Below are 17,220 nucleotides of genomic sequence, written 5' to 3' on the forward strand. Positions count from 1 at the left end.
CCATGAATCAGAAAATAATCAAATACCGCTGGTGGATCATCGCAGCCTCCCTGTTATTCACGGTCGGGTTCTCTATGTCTTTGCTGAAACTGGAAATTGATCCCGATCTGAAAAACTATTTCCCCAAAACCATGACCTCCATGGTAAACACCGACCGGATCGAGGAGGTCTTCGGCAACCAGGATATTATCATGATGATATTTGGAACAGATGATATTCTGAAAGAGGCCACATTAAAGCGGCTGAAGGTGGTGGAAAAAGAGATTGGACGCCTGGAGGGAATTAAACAGAGCTCTTCCCTTTTTGGCTCCAATCACATCTATGGCGAAGAGGGGGTCATGTACGTGGAACCAACCATCCTTCGCATCCCGGAAAATGAAACACAGCGTGAAGAACTCCGGCAGACTATTCAAGGGAATGAACTAGTTTATAAGGTGATGGTATCGGATGATTTTAAAGCCACGGCCCTGGTACTTACCCTGGAAGCAGATGCCGGCGAAGATGAGGTTTTTGAAGGAATTCACGGGATCCTGCAGGAACATCCCGGTGCGGAAAATATTTATTTTGGAGGTCTCCCCTACCTCCGTCAGGCCATTGATAAGGATATTAAGCGAGACGGCTTGATTCTGATACCCATTGCCCTCTTGCTGATGCTTATATTTCTCTTTCTGGTTTTCCGGGAATGGAGAGGGGTATGGCTTCCCTTCCTGGTGGTGGTGATGTCGGCCCTGGTGGGGCTCTCCATGATCCCGGTACTGGGATGGAAATTCTATATCATCACTTTGCTGGTGCCTATTCTGCTGATTGCAGTGGCCAATGATTACGGAATTCATATGATTGCCAGGTACCAGGAGCTTAATGCTTCAGGCTCCGGCGAAAATATGAAAAGAAAGGCTATCCGGATCACCAGCGATCTCTGGAAACCGATTACACTCACCGGTCTTACCACCATCGCGGGAATCTCTGCCCTCTGGGCCCATACCATGATCCCGGCCCGCCAGATGGCCCTGGTGGCAAGCATCGGGATTCTGCTGGCCATTTTCTTTAGCCTGGTGCTGTTGCCTGCACTGCTCTCCCTGCTGCCCAAATCCAGCTTTGTTCCTGCCATTTCCGGAAAAGGCAGAAATGGCAGAAAGAATTTACTAAGACGATTCGCATTTTTCGTAGTCAGGTACAAAAGGCCCACCCCGCTGCTTGCCCTGGCTGCCACTCTGCTTATTTCTTCCGGGATCTTCTTTCTGAAGGTCGACTCCAATGAGGAGAATTTCTTTCCGGAACGCCATGAGGTTAAAAAGGCAGCAAAAATAATAAACTCCAAGTTCGGGGGATCAGAGAGCATTTCGCTTTTGTTTAGCGGCGATATGCTCTCCCCCGAACTCCTTCAGAGGATGGAAGGCTACGGGGAGGAGATGAAGCAACTGGATGCGGTGGATTTCACCATGGGGTTTTCCGGGGTAATAAAAGAAATCAGTAAGGCTCTGTACGACCCGGGCGATCCGCTTTACGACCAGATCCCTCCCACCCGCGAGGCGGTGGCCCAGTATATGGAACTATACTCCATGAACGGGGATCCCGGTGAACTTGAACAACTGGTCGATTTCAACTATGAACATGCCCATCTGATGATCCGGATCAATGATACGAACAATGAAACGATCAACGGGGTCATAGAAAGACTTAAAAAGCTTACCGAAGAGGATCCTGCCGTGGAAGCCATTGGTGGATACGGATATGTGCGGACCGAACTGGCCAATAAGGTGCTCAAAGGTACTTATTACTCGCTGGGCATTGCCCTGATCATCATATTTATTCTCGTATCCATGATCTTCCGGTCTCTGAAGGCAGGGCTTCTTGGAATAGTCCCACTATTCATATCGGTGCTGGTGCTGTTCGGCCTTATGGGCCTGACTGGAATAAGGCTGGATGTAGCCACGGCCCTGCTTTCCTCTGTTATGATAGGTGTCGGGGTCGATTATTCCATACATTTCCTCTGGAGATACAGGGAGGAGCGCAGGCAAAACAGACCGGCTACCGAAGCGGTGATTACCACCATTACCACCACCGGACGGGGCATCATTTATAATGCTCTTTCGGTCATCGTCGGTTTTGTGGTATTAATCATCTCCTCCTTTACCCCGATCCGTTTTTTCGGGGTACTGGTGGTGGTTTCGATTCTGAGTTGTCTGACAGGTGCGCTGGTCATCCTGCCTGCTGTGGTCCTGAGGTTCAGGTTCAGGTTCCTCGAACCTGCTTTCGATGAGCATTTAACCCATAATATGAAAGGAAGAAAAACCATGAGAAGAATAGCCATGGGCCTGTTGCTGGCCCTGCTTGTTTCTATAAGCGCCAGTGCCCAGGATGCCAGAGAGCTTATAAAAAGCAGTCACGATGTCGTCAAGGTGAAATCCTTTGAGGCAGTCTCCACCTTAAGCATCGAAGATTCCAGGGGAAACCAGAGAGTCAGGAAAAGTTCCATGGCTTCCATGTCCCTGGCAGACGGAACGGAGAAGAGAATTATCAAATTTGTCTCCCCTGCAGAAGTTCGCGGAACAGGGATCCTTATTTTCGACTACCCGGAAAAAAGCGATGATATGTGGATCTACCTTCCGGCACTGCGTAAAACAAGACGTATTGTGAGCAAAGAGAAGAGCAAAAGCTTTATGGGCAGCGAGTTTACTAATGCAAATATGACTGCACCCGGACTGGATGATTTCCGCTATACACTGCTCGGGAAAGACCTGTTCAGGGATAAGAACTGTTTTATGGTGGAATCCATCCCGGCGGATGCCGGCAGGGAGGATGAATATGGCTACAGTAAATCTGTTTCCTGGATAGAAGAAAATACCTATCTTGTGTACAAGATTCAATATTTTGATTTTGATGGCGAGCTCTTCAAGTCTATTACCAACAGTGAGTTCCGGGAACTGGATAAGGAGCAGGGGAAATACATGGTAACCGGGATGAAAGCCGTGAACCATCAGAACAAACGAAGTTCGGAGATGATTATGGATCAGGTGTCGGTCACATCCACCAATCCCTCCTATTTTACAGTTGCATACCTGGAAAAAGAATGATATACAAATGGCTCACAGGCACCCTGATCAGTCTCTTTTTTAGTCTTACACTCTACTCTCAGTCAGGCTCCAAAGGCACCCTGGAAATCAGGTTCACAGAGCTTCGTTCCGGCAGCGGGAAAATTGCCATCGGAATCAATACTTCGGAGGAAGGCTGGCCCAGAAAGCCTCAGATAGAACTAAACTGGAATAAGGAGAATGTAAAGGAGGGTGTATTTACTGTAAAAGTTCCGGACCTTTCCTACGGGACCCTGGCGATCTCCGCACTGGATGATGAGAACGGCGACCTGGAGATGCATATGACCCTGGGGATTCCAAGGGAAGGTTTTGGATTCTCGAAGGATTCTCCGGTCGGACTGTCGGCCCCGAAGTTTGAGGATTGCTCCTTCCGGTTTTATCAGCCCAACCAGCATATCAGCATCCGCATGCGATACATGGGGAAAGGCAAATAGCCAGATATTCCCTATTTTTGCAGGATGTATTTCGAATCCACCATATGTGCACTGGCCACTCCGGGTCATGGAGCCCTTGCTGTGATCCGTGTAAGCGGACCCAGAGCCATTGAGATCACTGAAACCATCTTCGAGCCGGCAACAAGAAAGAAGAGCCTGGCCGAAGAAGCCCCCAATACCATTCATTTCGGAACAATCCGGGAGGGTGCTAGAATCATTGATGAAGTACTGGTGAGCCTTTTTAAGGCACCACGCTCCTACACCGGGGAAGATTCCATAGAAATTTCCTGTCACGGATCGCCCTACATACAGCAAAAGATCCTGGAACTGCTGGTCAGCCACGGGGCTGAGGCTGCCCGTCCGGGTGAGTTCACCAAGCGGGCCTTCCTGAATGGAAAGATGGATTTGTCCCAGGCCGAAGCCGTAGCGGACCTGATTGCCGCCGAATCGGAGGGCGCCCACCGCGTGGCCCTGCAGCAATTACGCGGAGGTTTTTCGGAGCACCTGAAAGCCCTGCGCAAACAGCTCCTTCACTTCATTTCCATGATTGAGCTGGAGCTGGACTTCAGCGAAGAGGAAGTGGAGTTTGCCGACCGCGGCCAACTGATTGAGCTGGTCGGGCAGATTGGCGCCCTGATCGATGAGCTGATCCGTTCCTTCCGGCTGGGCAATGTACTCAAAAACGGAGTTCCGGTAGCAATTGTTGGCCGGCCCAATGTGGGCAAATCGACCCTGCTGAATGCCATGCTTAAAGAGGAACGCGCCATTGTAAGCGATATGGAGGGAACCACCCGCGACTCCATTGAAGACAGCATTAACCTGGGAGGAATCAGCTTCCGCTTTATTGACACCGCCGGCATCCGGGAAACTGCCGATACCATCGAGAACCTGGGCATCAGGCGTACTTACCAGAAGATAGAACAGTCCTCTATCGTTCTTTTACTGACCGAAGCCGGAGATGACCTGGTCCATATCAGGCAGTCCATCGAAGCAATCCGGGAACAGATGGGAGGAGGCAAACAACTGGTAGTCGTTCTGAATAAGTCGGACCGGGTTCCTGAAAAGGTGCATGAGAAGCTGCAAAACAGCATCAAACTGCAGCAGAATGAAAGAATCATTGCTATTTCTGCAGAACAGGGTAAGAACATCGACGGCCTTACCCGGATGCTGCTTGACATGGTCAATCTGGGCAGCCTGAAACACCAGGATGTGGTCATCTCCAACATCCGCCACTACAATGCCCTGAATTCGGCCTCCGAAGGACTCTCACGGGTCTCCGAAGGACTCACCTCTGCCCTGCCCTCCGACCTGCTGGCGCAGGATATCCATGAGGTGCTGCACTACCTGGGCGAGATCACCGGGGAAGTGACCACCGATGAGGTACTGGGCAATATCTTCAAAAATTTCTGTATCGGAAAGTAAAAAGCGCTCCTTTTTCAACAGGATCTAAATGCGCTCGAAAAGAAAGAGGCGGAAGTCCATCACGCTGTTGCCGGGCATATCCAGAGCCTTCAGTGACATCTGAAAGGTTCCCTTTGTCAGATCGATGGTTCCCATATCCATCTCTTTCCAGTCTTTTACATAAGATTCCATACGCGGAGTCAGATCCTCTTCCATACCGCGAAGGGGCGGATCAAATGCTTCGGTGATTTTCGATTCCAAATAGCTCTCCCCGACCGACAGCAGGATGCGAGAACCCTCATCACCCTCCGGACAGGTATAATAGAGGGCAACCTTAAAGGTCCCTTCCTGAGGCACTTCCACCTGCCAGCTAAGGCTGTCATCCTTGCTGATCCAGTTGGTGAAGAAGGAGCAGTTGGGCCAGCGGTTGGAGCGTTCGATCTGGCCATGGGCCGTTCCGTCGCGGGCCGGGATCTGGGTATATTTGAGAGCCGGGTGGCCCAGGTAGAAAGGTCTCGGATCCTCTTCCGGCAATTCTCTGTCAATCTGAACGCGATAGGATTCAGCCACTTTTTCCATCTGCTCCCTGATCTCTGGCAGCTGATCCCCGAGATCCTTTGTCTGACCGCGATCCTTGACTATGTCGTACAGTCCGCCTTCGGGATCAAGCCGGTAGCGCTGACTCCTGATACTAATGCGTCCGTCCCAGTAATTCAACAGATAGCGGTCCTCCGGACCGGAATCATCCTTCAGGATACTGTTTGTAACACGGGTCCCGTCCAGCGGATGCATGGTTTCACATGGAATACCACACAGCTCACTCAGGGTGGGAAGCAGATCAGTAACAGAAGCCAGGGTCTCCACCTTTTTTCCGGCTTCTATTTTTCCGGGCCATTTAATAAACATGGGCGAGCGCACTCCCCCTTCATCCACCGAGCCCTTTTTCCCTTTCATCCCTCCGTTCCAGCGCCAGGTGTTTGGACCGTTGTCAGAAAAGTAGATAATGATGGTGTTGTCTTCGATCCCCAGCTCCCTGGTCTTCTCCACGATCCGGCCCACGTTCCAGTCGATGTTCTCACACATGGCCAGGGCCGCGCGGGTTTCGTTCATATCCTCGTCTTCATGGTCCGAAAGCATGGTGATCTCTTTGTTCCTGTAGCGGTCCCAGTATTCCTCAGGCGCTTGGAAGGGAGTATGAGGTGTATTAAAGGGAAGATACAGAAAGAAAGGTTCGCCTGCATGTTCTTCCATGAAGTCCAGTCCGTGATTGGTAAAATCATCAATAATAAAACCCTCCCCTTTTACAATTTTTCCGTTATGCTCCAGCATGGGTGAATAATAGTTCCCCCAGTGACCGGAACAAAAGCCATAATAATCTTCAAATCCCCGTCCGTTGGGATGATAGGGATACTGCATGCCATTGTGCCCTTTGCCATAAGCCGCAGTGCGGTAGCCTGCCTGCCTGAACACTTCAGCCATGGTGGTCTCATCCATATCCAGGCGTTCGCCTCCACCCCCCGTACTGTAAACCCCTCCCCTGAAATGGTAACGGCCTGTCAGCAACTCGGCCCGGGTCGGTGAACAGACTGCACAGACATAGAAATTTTCCAGGGAAGCACCTGCACGCGCCAGCCCGTCTATATTGGGGGTTGAGATATTGGTATTGCCCTGTACTGAAAGGTCTCCCCAGCCCTGATCATCGCTCAGGATGACGATTACATTGGGCTGTTCGGCCTCATGACCGCTGGAACAGGCCTGCGTCAGTAAACTAATGCAAAGACTGGAAAGGAGCAGGAATCTCATAGCTTCGGGTTTTAAGAATCAGGCTTAAAAATACTTAATTCTGCAGAAGTTAAAAGTTTTTTCAGCAGCTTCAGGTCCAATCCGCTTATAGTTACTGGATATTTCTTGTAGATCGGTCTGGTTCGTTGGCTTATTCCTCAAAGTTCCTATTCATATCTGAGAGCTTTAACCGGGTTGGCAGAAGCGGATTGATAGACACGCAGCAGGACTGTGACCGAAGCAATGATAAAAGCCATCAGGGAACTCAGGATAAAGACCACCGGGTCGAGGCCAACCCGAAGCGGATAATCCTGGAGCCAGTCTTTCATAAAGAAATATCCCAGGGGCCACGCAGCCATGGTCGATAAAAGGATCAGCCAGATATATTCCCTGGAGAGGGACAGCAAAACGCTGGCGATGGAAGCTCCCATGGCTTTGCGGATGCCCACCTCCTTGGTACGCTGGGCAGCACTGAAAGAGGTCAGGCCCAGCAGTCCGAGAGCCGCAATAAAAATGGCCAGTATGGAGAAGATATTAAAGACGGTGGCTGTCTTCTCCTCATTGTTGTAAAGCGCCGCCAGCTCTTCCTCAAGGAAGGTCATATGAACGGGCTGCTGTTCCCGGAAGGAATTCCAGATCTTCTCGATATAGTCCAGGGTCATTCCTGCCTCAGTGTCACTAATTTTAACCGTCATTTGGTTTTTATTCACATCGTTAAAGCGAATAATGAGTGGCCTGATCTCCTGATGCAGGGATTGAAAATGAAAATCTTTGACCACCCCGATGATGTGGTGCGGATCGCTGGTGTCTTCACCGAACTGTGTATAAAGGCGCCTGTCAAGGGGATCGTCAAAGTTCAGTGCCCGAACGGCCGCTTCACTAAGTATCAGCGCGGTGGAGTCCGTTGGAATTTCCTGCTGGAACCATCGCCCCTCCAGGATCTCCAGTTCATAGGCCTCCTGGAAATACCAGTCGGCCCACAGGTTATTTATGGCATAGGTTTCATGGGTGGAAGCTCCCTCCGGCAGGTAGGCATTGTCTCCTATTAATCCACCCGGTACCGAACTGGAAAGGGTAACCTGAAGAATGGATGGATTCTTCAGTAACTCCTGGCGAAAGGCATCTGTCTGCGCACCCAGCACATAGACCCGGTCTATGACTACCAGGTTCTCCTTGTTAAACCCCAGATCCTTGTCCCGTAAATAATTAATCTGCCTGTTTACCAGAATCGTACATATGAACAAAAAAATAGTCACCACAAACTGAAAGGTCACCAGAATCCTGCGCAGGCTTGCTCCCCTGGCCCCGCGCATAGCCCCGCTTTTCAGTACATCCACCGGTTTGAATGAAGAGAGGAAAAAAGCCGGATAGCTTCCGGAGACAAAGCCCACAAATAGACCAATTACCAGAAGTCCGATGATCAGGCGCAGGGTGCCCAGGGACTCTAATTCAAGTCCCTTCCCCGTAATACTGTTAAATCCGGGCATAAAAAGCTCCACCAATACCACGGCCAGAATCAGAGCCATAAGCGTAATCAGAAAGGATTCTACAATAAACTGCCGGACCAGACTACTTTTGTCGGCACCGGCTACTTTCCTGATTCCCACTTCGGTGGCCCTTCTGGAAGCACTGGCAGTTGCCAGATTCATAAAGTTAACGGAAGCTATCAGGATCAGAAACAGGGCAATCACTGAAAAAATAATGACCGAAGACCGGCTTCCGCCCGGGTTTATTTCAAACTGAAGATCCGACTTCAGGTGAATGTCCTTCAATGGTTCGAGAAAATATCCGTAAATGTTCCCGGATGCTAAAAACTCCTCCATCGATAATCCGAGGACCTCTTCCAGCTCTGTCCCCATATGCTTTGCAATAAGCTCCGGGAATTTTGCCTGCAGCTGACCAGGATCAGCGTCCTTCCCAAGCCGAATGTAGGTATAGTTATTGTTCCCCAGCCATTGGGTGTAATTGGCCAGATATATGGAGCTCATGGATCCAAGCATATTAAAGCGGAAGTGGGAATTCTCCGGAAATCCCCTGACCACCCCGGTAACTTCAAAATTTTCCTCTTGCTCACCAACCTGTAGTAACTTCCCCACAGGATCTTCATTCCCGAAATACTTGCGCGCCGTCTCTTCCGTCAGCACGACTGTGTTGGGCCTGTTTAACATATCGTCCGGATTTCCGTAGACCGCCGGTGCTGTGAATACATGGAAGAAGGTCGAATCCACATAATAAAAGTCCTCCTCAATAAACACCTTCTCTTCAAACCTGACCTTGGGATCTCCATCAAAGGTATACAGGCGGGTAAACTCCTCCACCTCCGGAAAATCAGACTTCAGGGTAGCACCCATGGGAGCATTGGATACAGCGGCTTCAACCTCATTGCCCTGTATCTTCCCCCTGATACAGATTCTATAGATATCCCTGAAGTGTTCATGGTGCCTGTCATAGCTTACCTCATCTATCACAAACAGCAGAATTATAATGGAACTGCTTATACCAATGGTCAGTCCCAGCAGGTTAATCAGCGTGTAGGCCCTGTTTCTGAAAGCATTGCGAAATGCAATGAGCAGGTAGGTCTTTATCATAACAGCTCAAAATTACAAGGGGCCTTCTTCAAAGCATGGTGCTAATTCAGGAATGTTTCCTAAATTGGATTTCAATTTAAATAAAATCACCAGAAAAGATGGTAAACAAGCGACTTTCTTTAAGGAATCTGAGTTTGATCACGGCCTTGCTTCTGGCTGCCACGGAACTCTATCCCTGCACCATTATTGCTGTGGGAAAAAAAGTTTCGGCCGATGGATCGGTGCTCATCTCACATACCGATTGCGGGCCCGATAACCGCATCCGTGTCGTACCTGGCAGGAGTTTTGAAAAAGGTGCTCTGGCACCGGTGTACTGGGGCATCCAGGATATCCACAGGCCCCTGGATGATTTTGGTGATGTTCTCGGATATATTCCTCAGGTTGAAAAGACCTATACTTACTTCCACTCGGCCTATCCTCATATGAACGAACACCAGCTGGCTATTGCCGAAAGCACTACCAGTCAGCGCAAGGAACTAAGGGTGGATATGGCTGTGTGCAAGCAGATCATGACCGTAGAACAGGCACAGGCCTTTGCCCTGCAGCGTTATACTTCGGCCCGGGAGGCCACTGCCTTTATTGGCCGCCTGATGAGCCAGTATGGTTTCCTCCCCTCCTGTGCGGGCGAATCGGAGACCCTGGTGGTAGGAGATACCGGGGAGATCTGGATCATTGAAATATTCTCTGTGGGATCTGACTGGGATCCCGAAAGCGGAGAACCCGGGGCCATCTGGGTGGCTCAGCGTGTACCGGACGACCATGCCCTGGTCGTGGCCAACTGGAGCATTATCAAGGAGGTGGACGAAAAGGATCCGGAAAATTTCATATTCTCCTCCAACTACAAGCAGTTTGCCATAGATAAAGGATGGTTCAATCCCGAAGGCAGCAAGCCTTTTATTCTCCAGGAGGTATATGCTCCCATTTTAAGAGAATGGGCGACCAATCGTATGTGGCTCTTCTACAGCACCTATGCCCCCTCTTACACCGACTGGCCGGAACGAAGGCTCGAGGACGGTCATATGATGGGATATAACCAGTACATTCAGTATGTGGAGCCCGTCTCCCTTTATCCCACCTCGGTGAAACCCGAACGAAAGATCTCTGTTCAGGATGTGATTGCCTTCCAGCGTTCCACCTTCGAGGGAACGATCTATGACAAAACAGAGGATTACGACTGGTATGTTCCGGACGGCAAAGGTGGAATGAAAAAGAGCCCGCTGGCCACCCCGTTTCCCAGCAAAGATATGCGGGAGTTGCTGGATATAAACAACCGCCGGAATGTGGCTCGTCCTCAGGGATATTACGGAATGATCGCTCAGCTGAGAGGATGGCTGCCCGATCCCATTGGAGGTATTTACTGGGTCTTCCTGGATAATGCCTACACCAGCCCCTACGTACCCATTTATGCCGGTACCCGGGAAACGGCCGAATGTTATAAGAACTTCGATCCCACCACCTACAGCAATAAGTCTGCCTGCTGGGCCATTGATTTTGTGGACAATCTGCTCTACCTGAAGTGGCAGGAGGCCGTGAAAGACCTGTGGGAGGTCCGGGATCCTTATGAGGAAGAACTTTTCTCAGAACATGATCATGTTGACAATGAAGCACTTGCGCTTTATAAGAACAATCCTGAAAAGGCCCTGGATTATCTCACTGCCTATTCGAAAGGTAAAATGGAAACCGTTCTGGAGATGTATAATGTTCTGCATGATGAGTTAATAGTGAAATACAGCAACAGCAGGTAATACCTGGGGCCTCGCTTTAGTATTTCGCTGTGAGTAACAAAACAGACAGTTATTCGTCCTTTTCATGGAGAAACTGATAAAAATAATTCTATGCCATAACTGCAGCACTTCCTTTGAACGGGATCTTGCATACCGAAGCTGCAGCAATTGCTTTGCCTGCACAGGCTGTGAGATATATACCTGTCCGGAGTGCGCCACAGAGATTGTGGTGAAACCAAAAATTATTACGCATTGATAGTCCGTCATATATTTAGTATAATCCGGCGCGATACAATAAGCCTTGTTACTAACCTGACCGGACTTTCACTGGGGCTTGCCGCTACCATCCTGCTCAGTGTATTTATTCAGTTCGAACTAAGCTTCGACAGGCATTTCACCCATGTCGACCGGATCTACCGGCTGAATTCCATCTGGATCAGCAGGGAGGGAACCATGGAAACGGCCATCAATCTCCGCCGGAGCTACACCGAGATTCCTGAAAAGGTTGCCGGTATAGAATCTGCCATTCAGCTTTACAGGGGATTTCAGGTAGAAGTGGCGGAAGGTGAAAAAAGACACAAGGAGCTGGGACTTCTGTACTCGGATCCGGACTTCTTCCGGATCTTCGACCTGAAAATGCTGGCAGGAAACCCCGAACTGGCCCTGTCGGAGCCCGGGGTGGTGGTACTCACCAAAAAGGCTGCCCTGCGGATCTTCGGACAGCTGGATGTGACAGGAAGGACGCTGACCATGGAGGATGCACTCTATACGGTATCGGGAGTGATGGAAGACATTCCCCCCAATACCCATTTTCGCTTCGATTTGCTGATGCCAATGAAATCGGTTTCTTATCTGGATGAGCTGGGGGGGCTTGAATTTTTTACCTATTACCTGATCGAAGAGGGAATGGATCCCGGACCGGTACTCGAAACCATCGGCCGGGAGAACTCCAGGCTACTCACAGAACGCTTTTCCAGTTTTGAAGGATCCAGCTTTGATTCGAGGCTCGAGGCCCTGGATCAATTGCACCTCCACACGGCTGTTGAGTGGGACCTCACCACTCCGGGAAGCATGAGAACCATTTATATCATGCTGATTATCACAATTTCGGTAATGGGGCTTGCTCTCTCCAATTTTATCAATCTGTACATTCTGAACGGGGCAAAACGTTCCAAGGAAATAGGAATCCGAAAGGTAAACGGAGCCGGCCGACGGCAAATGATCAAACAGTTTTATCTGGAAACCACCCTGGTGGTCTCCCTTGCCTTTATCGCAGGAACCATCCTCTCCATTGAACTGCTTCCTGCTTTTGCCAGCATTATGCAGCGAGAATCTTTTACCGAAGTTGGCAGTACCCCGGCCATCTACCTGGTTTCAGGCTCGGTCTTTTTACTGACCATACTGCTTTCCGGCTTTTACCCGGCCCTTTTGCTGAGCCGGGAAGCTCCGGTTCCGCTCCTTCGTGGCGGTGTGAACCCGGCAGGAGACAAAAAGATCCTGCTCAGGGCTGTGAGTGTGGTCCAGATCTGCATGGCCGTAAGTCTGCTGACCATCCTGCTGGGAATTAATACCCAGATCCGTTTCCTTAAAAGCCATGCCCTGGGATACGAGCCTGAAAACATTGTACTTATCTCCAACCTGAACCAGGGGCTGACGGGAAACTATCCGGCTATCCGGGATAAGTTGCTGAACCTGAATGGAATTGATGAAGTAGCAGCCTCCGGACACACCATCGGGGCAGGGAACAGCGGACAATCGATCAGGATGTACGGCGATGATCCCGACCAGGTAAAGGGAATCAATGAATACCGCATCCTGCCCGGGATTTGTCAGCTCTACCGGTTCAATCTGCTGGCAGGAAGATACCTGGATCCTGAAAGGCTTTCCGACCGTTCGGGGGTTATTCTGAATGCAGAGGCAACTAAAATGCTGGGGAAAACCCCGCAGGAACTGATAGGAGAATCGGTGGTCATGTTCGAAGATCCCATGGAGGTTATCGGCGTGGTTGAAGATTTCAATTACCAGTCGGTGGCCCTCGGGGTTGCACCCCTGGTTATCACGGCCTACTCCGACAGGATCAGGAACATCGCGGTCAGGATCTCCCCCGGAGCCGATCCGCAGGAGATTCTCAGTTCCATCGACGAAACCATCCGGGCTTTTGATCCCGACTATGTGATGATACATCGGTTTGCCACAGATATTGCCGAAGGATATTACCTGGCAGAAGAAAGGCTGCAAAAGATTCTGCTTTCGGGTTCACTACTGTCCGTGCTGATTGTCTTGCTGGGTATTTATGCGCTGGTATCCCACCACATGGTCAGAAGAACCAGGGAGATAGGAATCCGGAAGGCAATGGGCGGAAGCACCCGCGAAATGATGATCCTGGTCTATATCTCCACGCTCAAATGGACCCTGGCCGGTTCGGCTCTGGCCATTCCGCCTGCCCTGCTCTATCTTCGGCAATGGCTCAGCGACTATGCGGTCCGCATTCCCATATCCTGGTGGATTTTTGCATGCAGCATCGTCACAGTCATTCTGTTCCAGACCCTGATCACCCTGGGGCAGACCCGAAGAACAGCCCGCAGAAATCCGGTTGTGGCTTTACGCTACGAATAGCTATCTTTGCGCACTTCCAAATAGAAAAAAGTGCAAGAATACCTGGGTGAAACAGCGGCCCTGCTAACTGCTGTCTGCTGGACGGTGACTGCCATGGCTTTTGAATCGGCCGGAAAACGTGTGGGTGCGCTTTCGCTGAACCTGATCCGGCTGCTGACCGGCCTGGGTTTCCTGGGGATATTTAATGCCATATTCAACGATGGATTTTTACCATCAGCCACCGGATACCAATGGTTCTGGCTGACCCTTTCCGGAGTGGTTGGTTTTGTGCTTGGCGATTTGTTCCTGTTCCGGGCCTTTATCCTGATCGGTGCCCGCATCTCCATGCTGATCATGGCACTGGTTCCTCCCATCACTGCCCTGATTGGCTGGCTTACCCTGGGAGAGATCCTTTCGGGCAAGGAGTTCCTGGGCATGGGGGTGACCCTGATGGGTATTGTACTGGTAATCTCAACCAAACTGGATATGAAAAAGGTCCCCCCGGGATTATCACTCTCCCTGAGACCACTGCTGCTGGGAAGCTTACTGGCTCTGGGAGGGGCCCTTGGTCAGGCAGCCGGACTGGTACTTAGCAAAAAAGGCATGCAGGATATGAATGCCTTTGAGGCCACACAGATACGCATTATGGCCGGAGTGGTCGGATTTACCGTGGTAATCACCCTCTTTAAGAGGTGGAGGCACCTGCTGGGAGCCCTGAAGGATCTGAAGGCCATGAAAGCGATGACCCTGGGCTCCTTTACCGGTCCTTTCCTGGGGGTTAGTTTTTCCCTGCTGGCCGTTCAGCATACCGATACTGGTGTTGCAGCCACCCTGATGGCCCTAACCCCGGTTTTGATTATTCCACCGGCCATTTTTATGAACAAGGAGCGTATCAGGCTCATTGAAATCATTGGAGCAGTCATCTCTATAAGCGGAGTGGCTTTATTCTTTCTGTAAACCCTTTGCTTATAATCCTTCCGTCATTCAGAAAAGCTACAGGTGATCCGGAAACTTGTCCTTCTGGTGGATCCGCTGCCTGCGCTCGGTATACATGTGCAGCAGGTTGGAGATCAGGATTACCATGGAAACCAGACCCGCCAGGGCCAGAACATACACCAGGAGATCCCCGTAAGGAACCAGGAAATAAAAAACTATGATGATCAGGGTCACCCATACTCCGGCACACCAGGGACAGGTAACCATGGAGTGAATGGTGCCGATCACATAGAAGTTCTCTCTTTTTTTCAGCACATCCCGAAAATACTTGAAGATCTTCTCAAACACCAGGATCCGGGTCATCCGGAAGGAAGCCAGAATAACCAGCACAGCTTCTTTAATGGTAAGATCCCTGATATCAATACCCTCCCTCTTCAGAAAGTACCCTGCCAGTGCAATCGCTCCGAAAAAGACAAAGGCAGACCAGAAATTCCAGGCCTGATGTTTTCGTTCATTCAACATAGTTTACTGTAATTAGATCCTGGAGCAATATACAAAACTATTTTTTTAATGGGATTTTTGACATGGCCCGTTCGGTCATGGCAGTAATAGTCAGTGCCGGGTTCACCCCCGGATTGGCAGAAATGGCGCTGCCGTCGCACACATAGAGATTCTTGTAGTTGAACACCTGGTGATCTTGATCGATCACCCCTTCTGTATCATCCTTCCCAATGACGCAACCTCCGAGGATATGCGCGGTAAGCGGAGTGCCCAGTATAGCTTCGGAAATCATCACAAAGGGGGTCCCATTTACCTCTTCCGCCGTGGATTCGGCCAGCTTTTTAGCCAGTGGCATAAAGGCCGAGGGTGCCGGACCGCTTGAAAGTACACTGCGCATATTCAGCAGGCCGCGTTTTAATCTCAGGGTACTGTCCAGATGCTGCATAAATAGCAGAATTACCGACTCTTTTGCAAAATCCCTGCTCACATAGATCCTGAGCCAGGAAACAGGCCTGCTGATAAAACGCCAGATCAGCTTCAGGATTCTTCCCGCCACTGTTTTTCCATAAGTCATGGGTACTCCCAGCAATTTCCAGAATCCCGATCCGCTGCCATAACGAACCGGCTCCAGATGGGTATCTGCATCCGGGGGGAAAATAGAGCCGATGGCCACCCCTCTGGAAAAATCTTTCTCCTTTTGAGACGAGTGTATAAGTGCCAGACTCTCGTTATTGGTTCTTATATCTGCTCCTACCCGCTTGCTCAGTCCGGGAAGGTAAAAGCGTTTCATATTAAGCAGCAGTCGCACCGTTCCCAGCACACCCCCTGAGAAAACCACTCCGCTGGTGGTGAACTCATTTCTGCCTTTGAAAAGTCCTGAAGCATCCTTTATCCTGACCCGGTAGCCGGTCTCGCCCGCTTTGCCCCCACTGTCTGGCTGGTTTATCAAAGGGGCCACACGGATCACCTTTTTCTCCGGAAGAACTTCCGCCCCCTCCTTCTCTGCCAGGTAGAGGTAGTTTTTATCCAGAGTGTTTTTGGCATTGTAGCGGCAACCGGTCATACAGGAGCCGCAATGATTGCACCCCGACCGCCTGGGGCCCTTTCCATCGAAAAAGGGGTCAGGAACCTCCTGTTCCGGTTCTCCAAAGAAAACCGCCACACGGGTGGGTTCAAAGAGTTTCGATTTTCCAAATTTTTTCGCCACGGCACGCAGGGCTTCATCCGAATCATACAATCCGGGATTTTCCGTAGAGCCCAGCATCCTTTCCGCCTCCGCGCAGTGTGGTTCCAGCTCCTGTTTCCAGTCAGCCAGACCGGACCAGCTTCCGGATTTGTAGAAAGTTTCGCGGGGCCTGGGCAGCGTATTGGCGTACATCAGCGATCCTCCGCCCACCCCGACGCCGCTCAGTATTCCCACATGGCGCATGATGGTCATTTTAAAAATACCATGGAAACGGAACAAGGGCAACCAGAGCCATTTGCGGAGATTCCAGTTGGTCTCGGGAAAATCTTCAGCCTTCCACCTTTTTCCCTTCTCGACAACCAGAACCCGGTACCCTTTTTCGCTCAGGCGCAGAGCGGAAACGGATCCTCCAAAACCAGATCCGATAATGATGTAGTCGTAATCGAAACTCATGCCCCAATATATCATTTAATCGTGGAAACCGGATTACATGGATTATATTTGTTATATCCATGTTTTCAAAAGAAGAAGCAAAGACACTGCGGGAGGAGTTCTGGAACTCCTTCAGACTCCTGTCTGCCGGCAGACGGGTCAGGAAAAAACTGCCCGGCAACTGGATGCTGGAACACACCGGGATCAAGGCGCTCAAGCTGCGGTTTTATGTGGACCGCCAGGTAGCCCAGGTAGGGATTGACCTGGAAACCAGGAATATGGATAAACGAATCGAGCTTTACGAAAAGCTGGAATCGCTTAAGAAGTTGCTGGAGAAAGCCATGGATTCACCCCTGATCTGGGAGCTGGATTATATCCGGGAGAACGGGAAAGCGGTGAGCCGAATCTACCTCGAGCTGGAAGGGGTCGATATCTATTCACGGGAAACCTGGCCCGGGGCTTTTGAGTTTATGTACCAGCAGATGATCAAGCTGGAGGCTTTTTACAGGGAATATCAGGACTACATCAAATACTGAACCTAGCAAGAAT

Annotated in this window: 11 protein-coding genes; 7 read left to right on the forward strand and 4 right to left on the reverse strand. The window is 50.4% G+C overall.

The window, feature by feature from the left end; all coding sequences use genetic code 11:
* Positions 1-2: 2 nt before the first annotated feature.
* From P1P86_03160 to mnmE, 3 genes are read left to right on the forward strand one after another with little or no spacing between them, the layout of a single operon-like run.
* Positions 3-3,074: an MMPL family transporter gene (locus tag P1P86_03160; protein MDF1574174.1), complete on the forward strand. Its 3,072-nt coding sequence runs from the start codon at positions 3-5 to the stop codon at positions 3,072-3,074.
* A complete protein-coding gene (locus P1P86_03165) occupies positions 3,071-3,526 on the forward strand; it encodes a DUF2141 domain-containing protein (protein ID MDF1574175.1) in 456 nt (151 codons plus the stop codon). Before P1P86_03160 ends, P1P86_03165 begins: the two co-directional genes overlap by 4 nt.
* A gap of 24 nt (positions 3,527-3,550) precedes the next feature.
* Entirely contained in the window at positions 3,551-4,948 is a 1,398-nt protein-coding gene (mnmE, locus tag P1P86_03170; GenBank protein ID MDF1574176.1) for a tRNA uridine-5-carboxymethylaminomethyl(34) synthesis GTPase MnmE, read from the forward strand.
* A 24-nt stretch (positions 4,949-4,972) separates the two neighbouring features.
* Here the strand turns inward: mnmE and P1P86_03175 are convergent, their stop codons facing one another.
* Both P1P86_03175 and P1P86_03180 read right to left on the reverse strand, forming a co-directional pair.
* On the reverse strand, positions 4,973-6,730 hold the full coding sequence (locus P1P86_03175; GenBank protein ID MDF1574177.1) for an arylsulfatase: 1,758 nt from the start codon (positions 6,728-6,730) through the stop codon (positions 4,973-4,975).
* A gap of 146 nt (positions 6,731-6,876) precedes the next feature.
* Positions 6,877-9,297 carry an ABC transporter permease gene (locus P1P86_03180; protein MDF1574178.1) on the reverse strand — a complete coding sequence of 807 codons (2,421 nt, stop codon included), beginning with the start codon at positions 9,295-9,297 and terminating at the stop codon, positions 6,877-6,879.
* Between the two features lie 98 nt (positions 9,298-9,395).
* Here P1P86_03180 and P1P86_03185 point away from each other — a divergent pair, with 98 nt between their 5' ends.
* From P1P86_03185 to P1P86_03195, 3 genes are all read left to right on the forward strand, one after another.
* The gene (locus tag P1P86_03185; protein MDF1574179.1) at positions 9,396-11,042 is read left to right on the forward strand and encodes a C69 family dipeptidase; all 1,647 of its coding nucleotides are present in this window, start codon (positions 9,396-9,398) and stop codon (positions 11,040-11,042) included.
* Positions 11,043-11,231: 189 nt separating this feature from the next.
* Entirely contained in the window at positions 11,232-13,637 is a 2,406-nt protein-coding gene (locus P1P86_03190; protein MDF1574180.1) for an ABC transporter permease, read from the forward strand.
* Positions 13,638-13,667: 30 nt separating this feature from the next.
* On the forward strand, positions 13,668-14,573 hold the full coding sequence (locus tag P1P86_03195; GenBank protein MDF1574181.1) for a DMT family transporter: 906 nt from the start codon (positions 13,668-13,670) through the stop codon (positions 14,571-14,573).
* Positions 14,574-14,609: 36 nt separating this feature from the next.
* Here P1P86_03195 and P1P86_03200 read toward each other — a convergent pair whose 3' ends face one another.
* Both P1P86_03200 and P1P86_03205 read right to left on the reverse strand, forming a co-directional pair.
* Positions 14,610-15,074 carry a DUF1360 domain-containing protein gene (locus P1P86_03200; protein MDF1574182.1) on the reverse strand — a complete coding sequence of 155 codons (465 nt, stop codon included), beginning with the start codon at positions 15,072-15,074 and terminating at the stop codon, positions 14,610-14,612.
* A gap of 37 nt (positions 15,075-15,111) precedes the next feature.
* Positions 15,112-16,692: a GMC family oxidoreductase gene (locus tag P1P86_03205; GenBank protein ID MDF1574183.1), complete on the reverse strand. Its 1,581-nt coding sequence runs from the start codon at positions 16,690-16,692 to the stop codon at positions 15,112-15,114.
* 59 nt (positions 16,693-16,751) lie between these two features.
* On the opposite strand from P1P86_03205, the gene P1P86_03210 reads away from it, so the two are divergent.
* Positions 16,752-17,207: a DUF4268 domain-containing protein gene (locus P1P86_03210; protein ID MDF1574184.1), complete on the forward strand. Its 456-nt coding sequence runs from the start codon at positions 16,752-16,754 to the stop codon at positions 17,205-17,207.
* The last annotated feature ends 13 nt before the right edge of the window (positions 17,208-17,220 follow it).

The sequence above is a fragment of the Bacteroidales bacterium genome (assembly GCA_029210725.1).
Classification (GTDB): domain Bacteria; phylum Bacteroidota; class Bacteroidia; order Bacteroidales.

Bases quoted from the DNA above. Each gene is read 5' to 3' on its own strand.
- mnmE (MDF1574176.1), top strand. From the start codon at position 3,551: ATGTATTTCGAATCCACCATATGTGCACTGGCCACTCCGGGTCATGGA.
- P1P86_03175 (MDF1574177.1), bottom strand. From the start codon at position 6,730: ATGAGATTCCTGCTCCTTTCCAGTCTTTGCATTAGTTTACTGACGCAG.
- P1P86_03185 (MDF1574179.1), top strand. From the start codon at position 9,396: ATGGTAAACAAGCGACTTTCTTTAAGGAATCTGAGTTTGATCACGGCC.
- P1P86_03200 (MDF1574182.1), bottom strand. From the start codon at position 15,074: ATGTTGAATGAACGAAAACATCAGGCCTGGAATTTCTGGTCTGCCTTT.
- P1P86_03210 (MDF1574184.1), top strand. From the start codon at position 16,752: ATGTTTTCAAAAGAAGAAGCAAAGACACTGCGGGAGGAGTTCTGGAAC.
- P1P86_03165 (MDF1574175.1), top strand. From the start codon at position 3,071: ATGATATACAAATGGCTCACAGGCACCCTGATCAGTCTCTTTTTTAGT.
- P1P86_03205 (MDF1574183.1), bottom strand. From the start codon at position 16,692: ATGAGTTTCGATTACGACTACATCATTATCGGATCTGGTTTTGGAGGA.
- P1P86_03180 (MDF1574178.1), bottom strand. From the start codon at position 9,297: ATGATAAAGACCTACCTGCTCATTGCATTTCGCAATGCTTTCAGAAAC.
- P1P86_03160 (MDF1574174.1), top strand. From the start codon at position 3: ATGAATCAGAAAATAATCAAATACCGCTGGTGGATCATCGCAGCCTCC.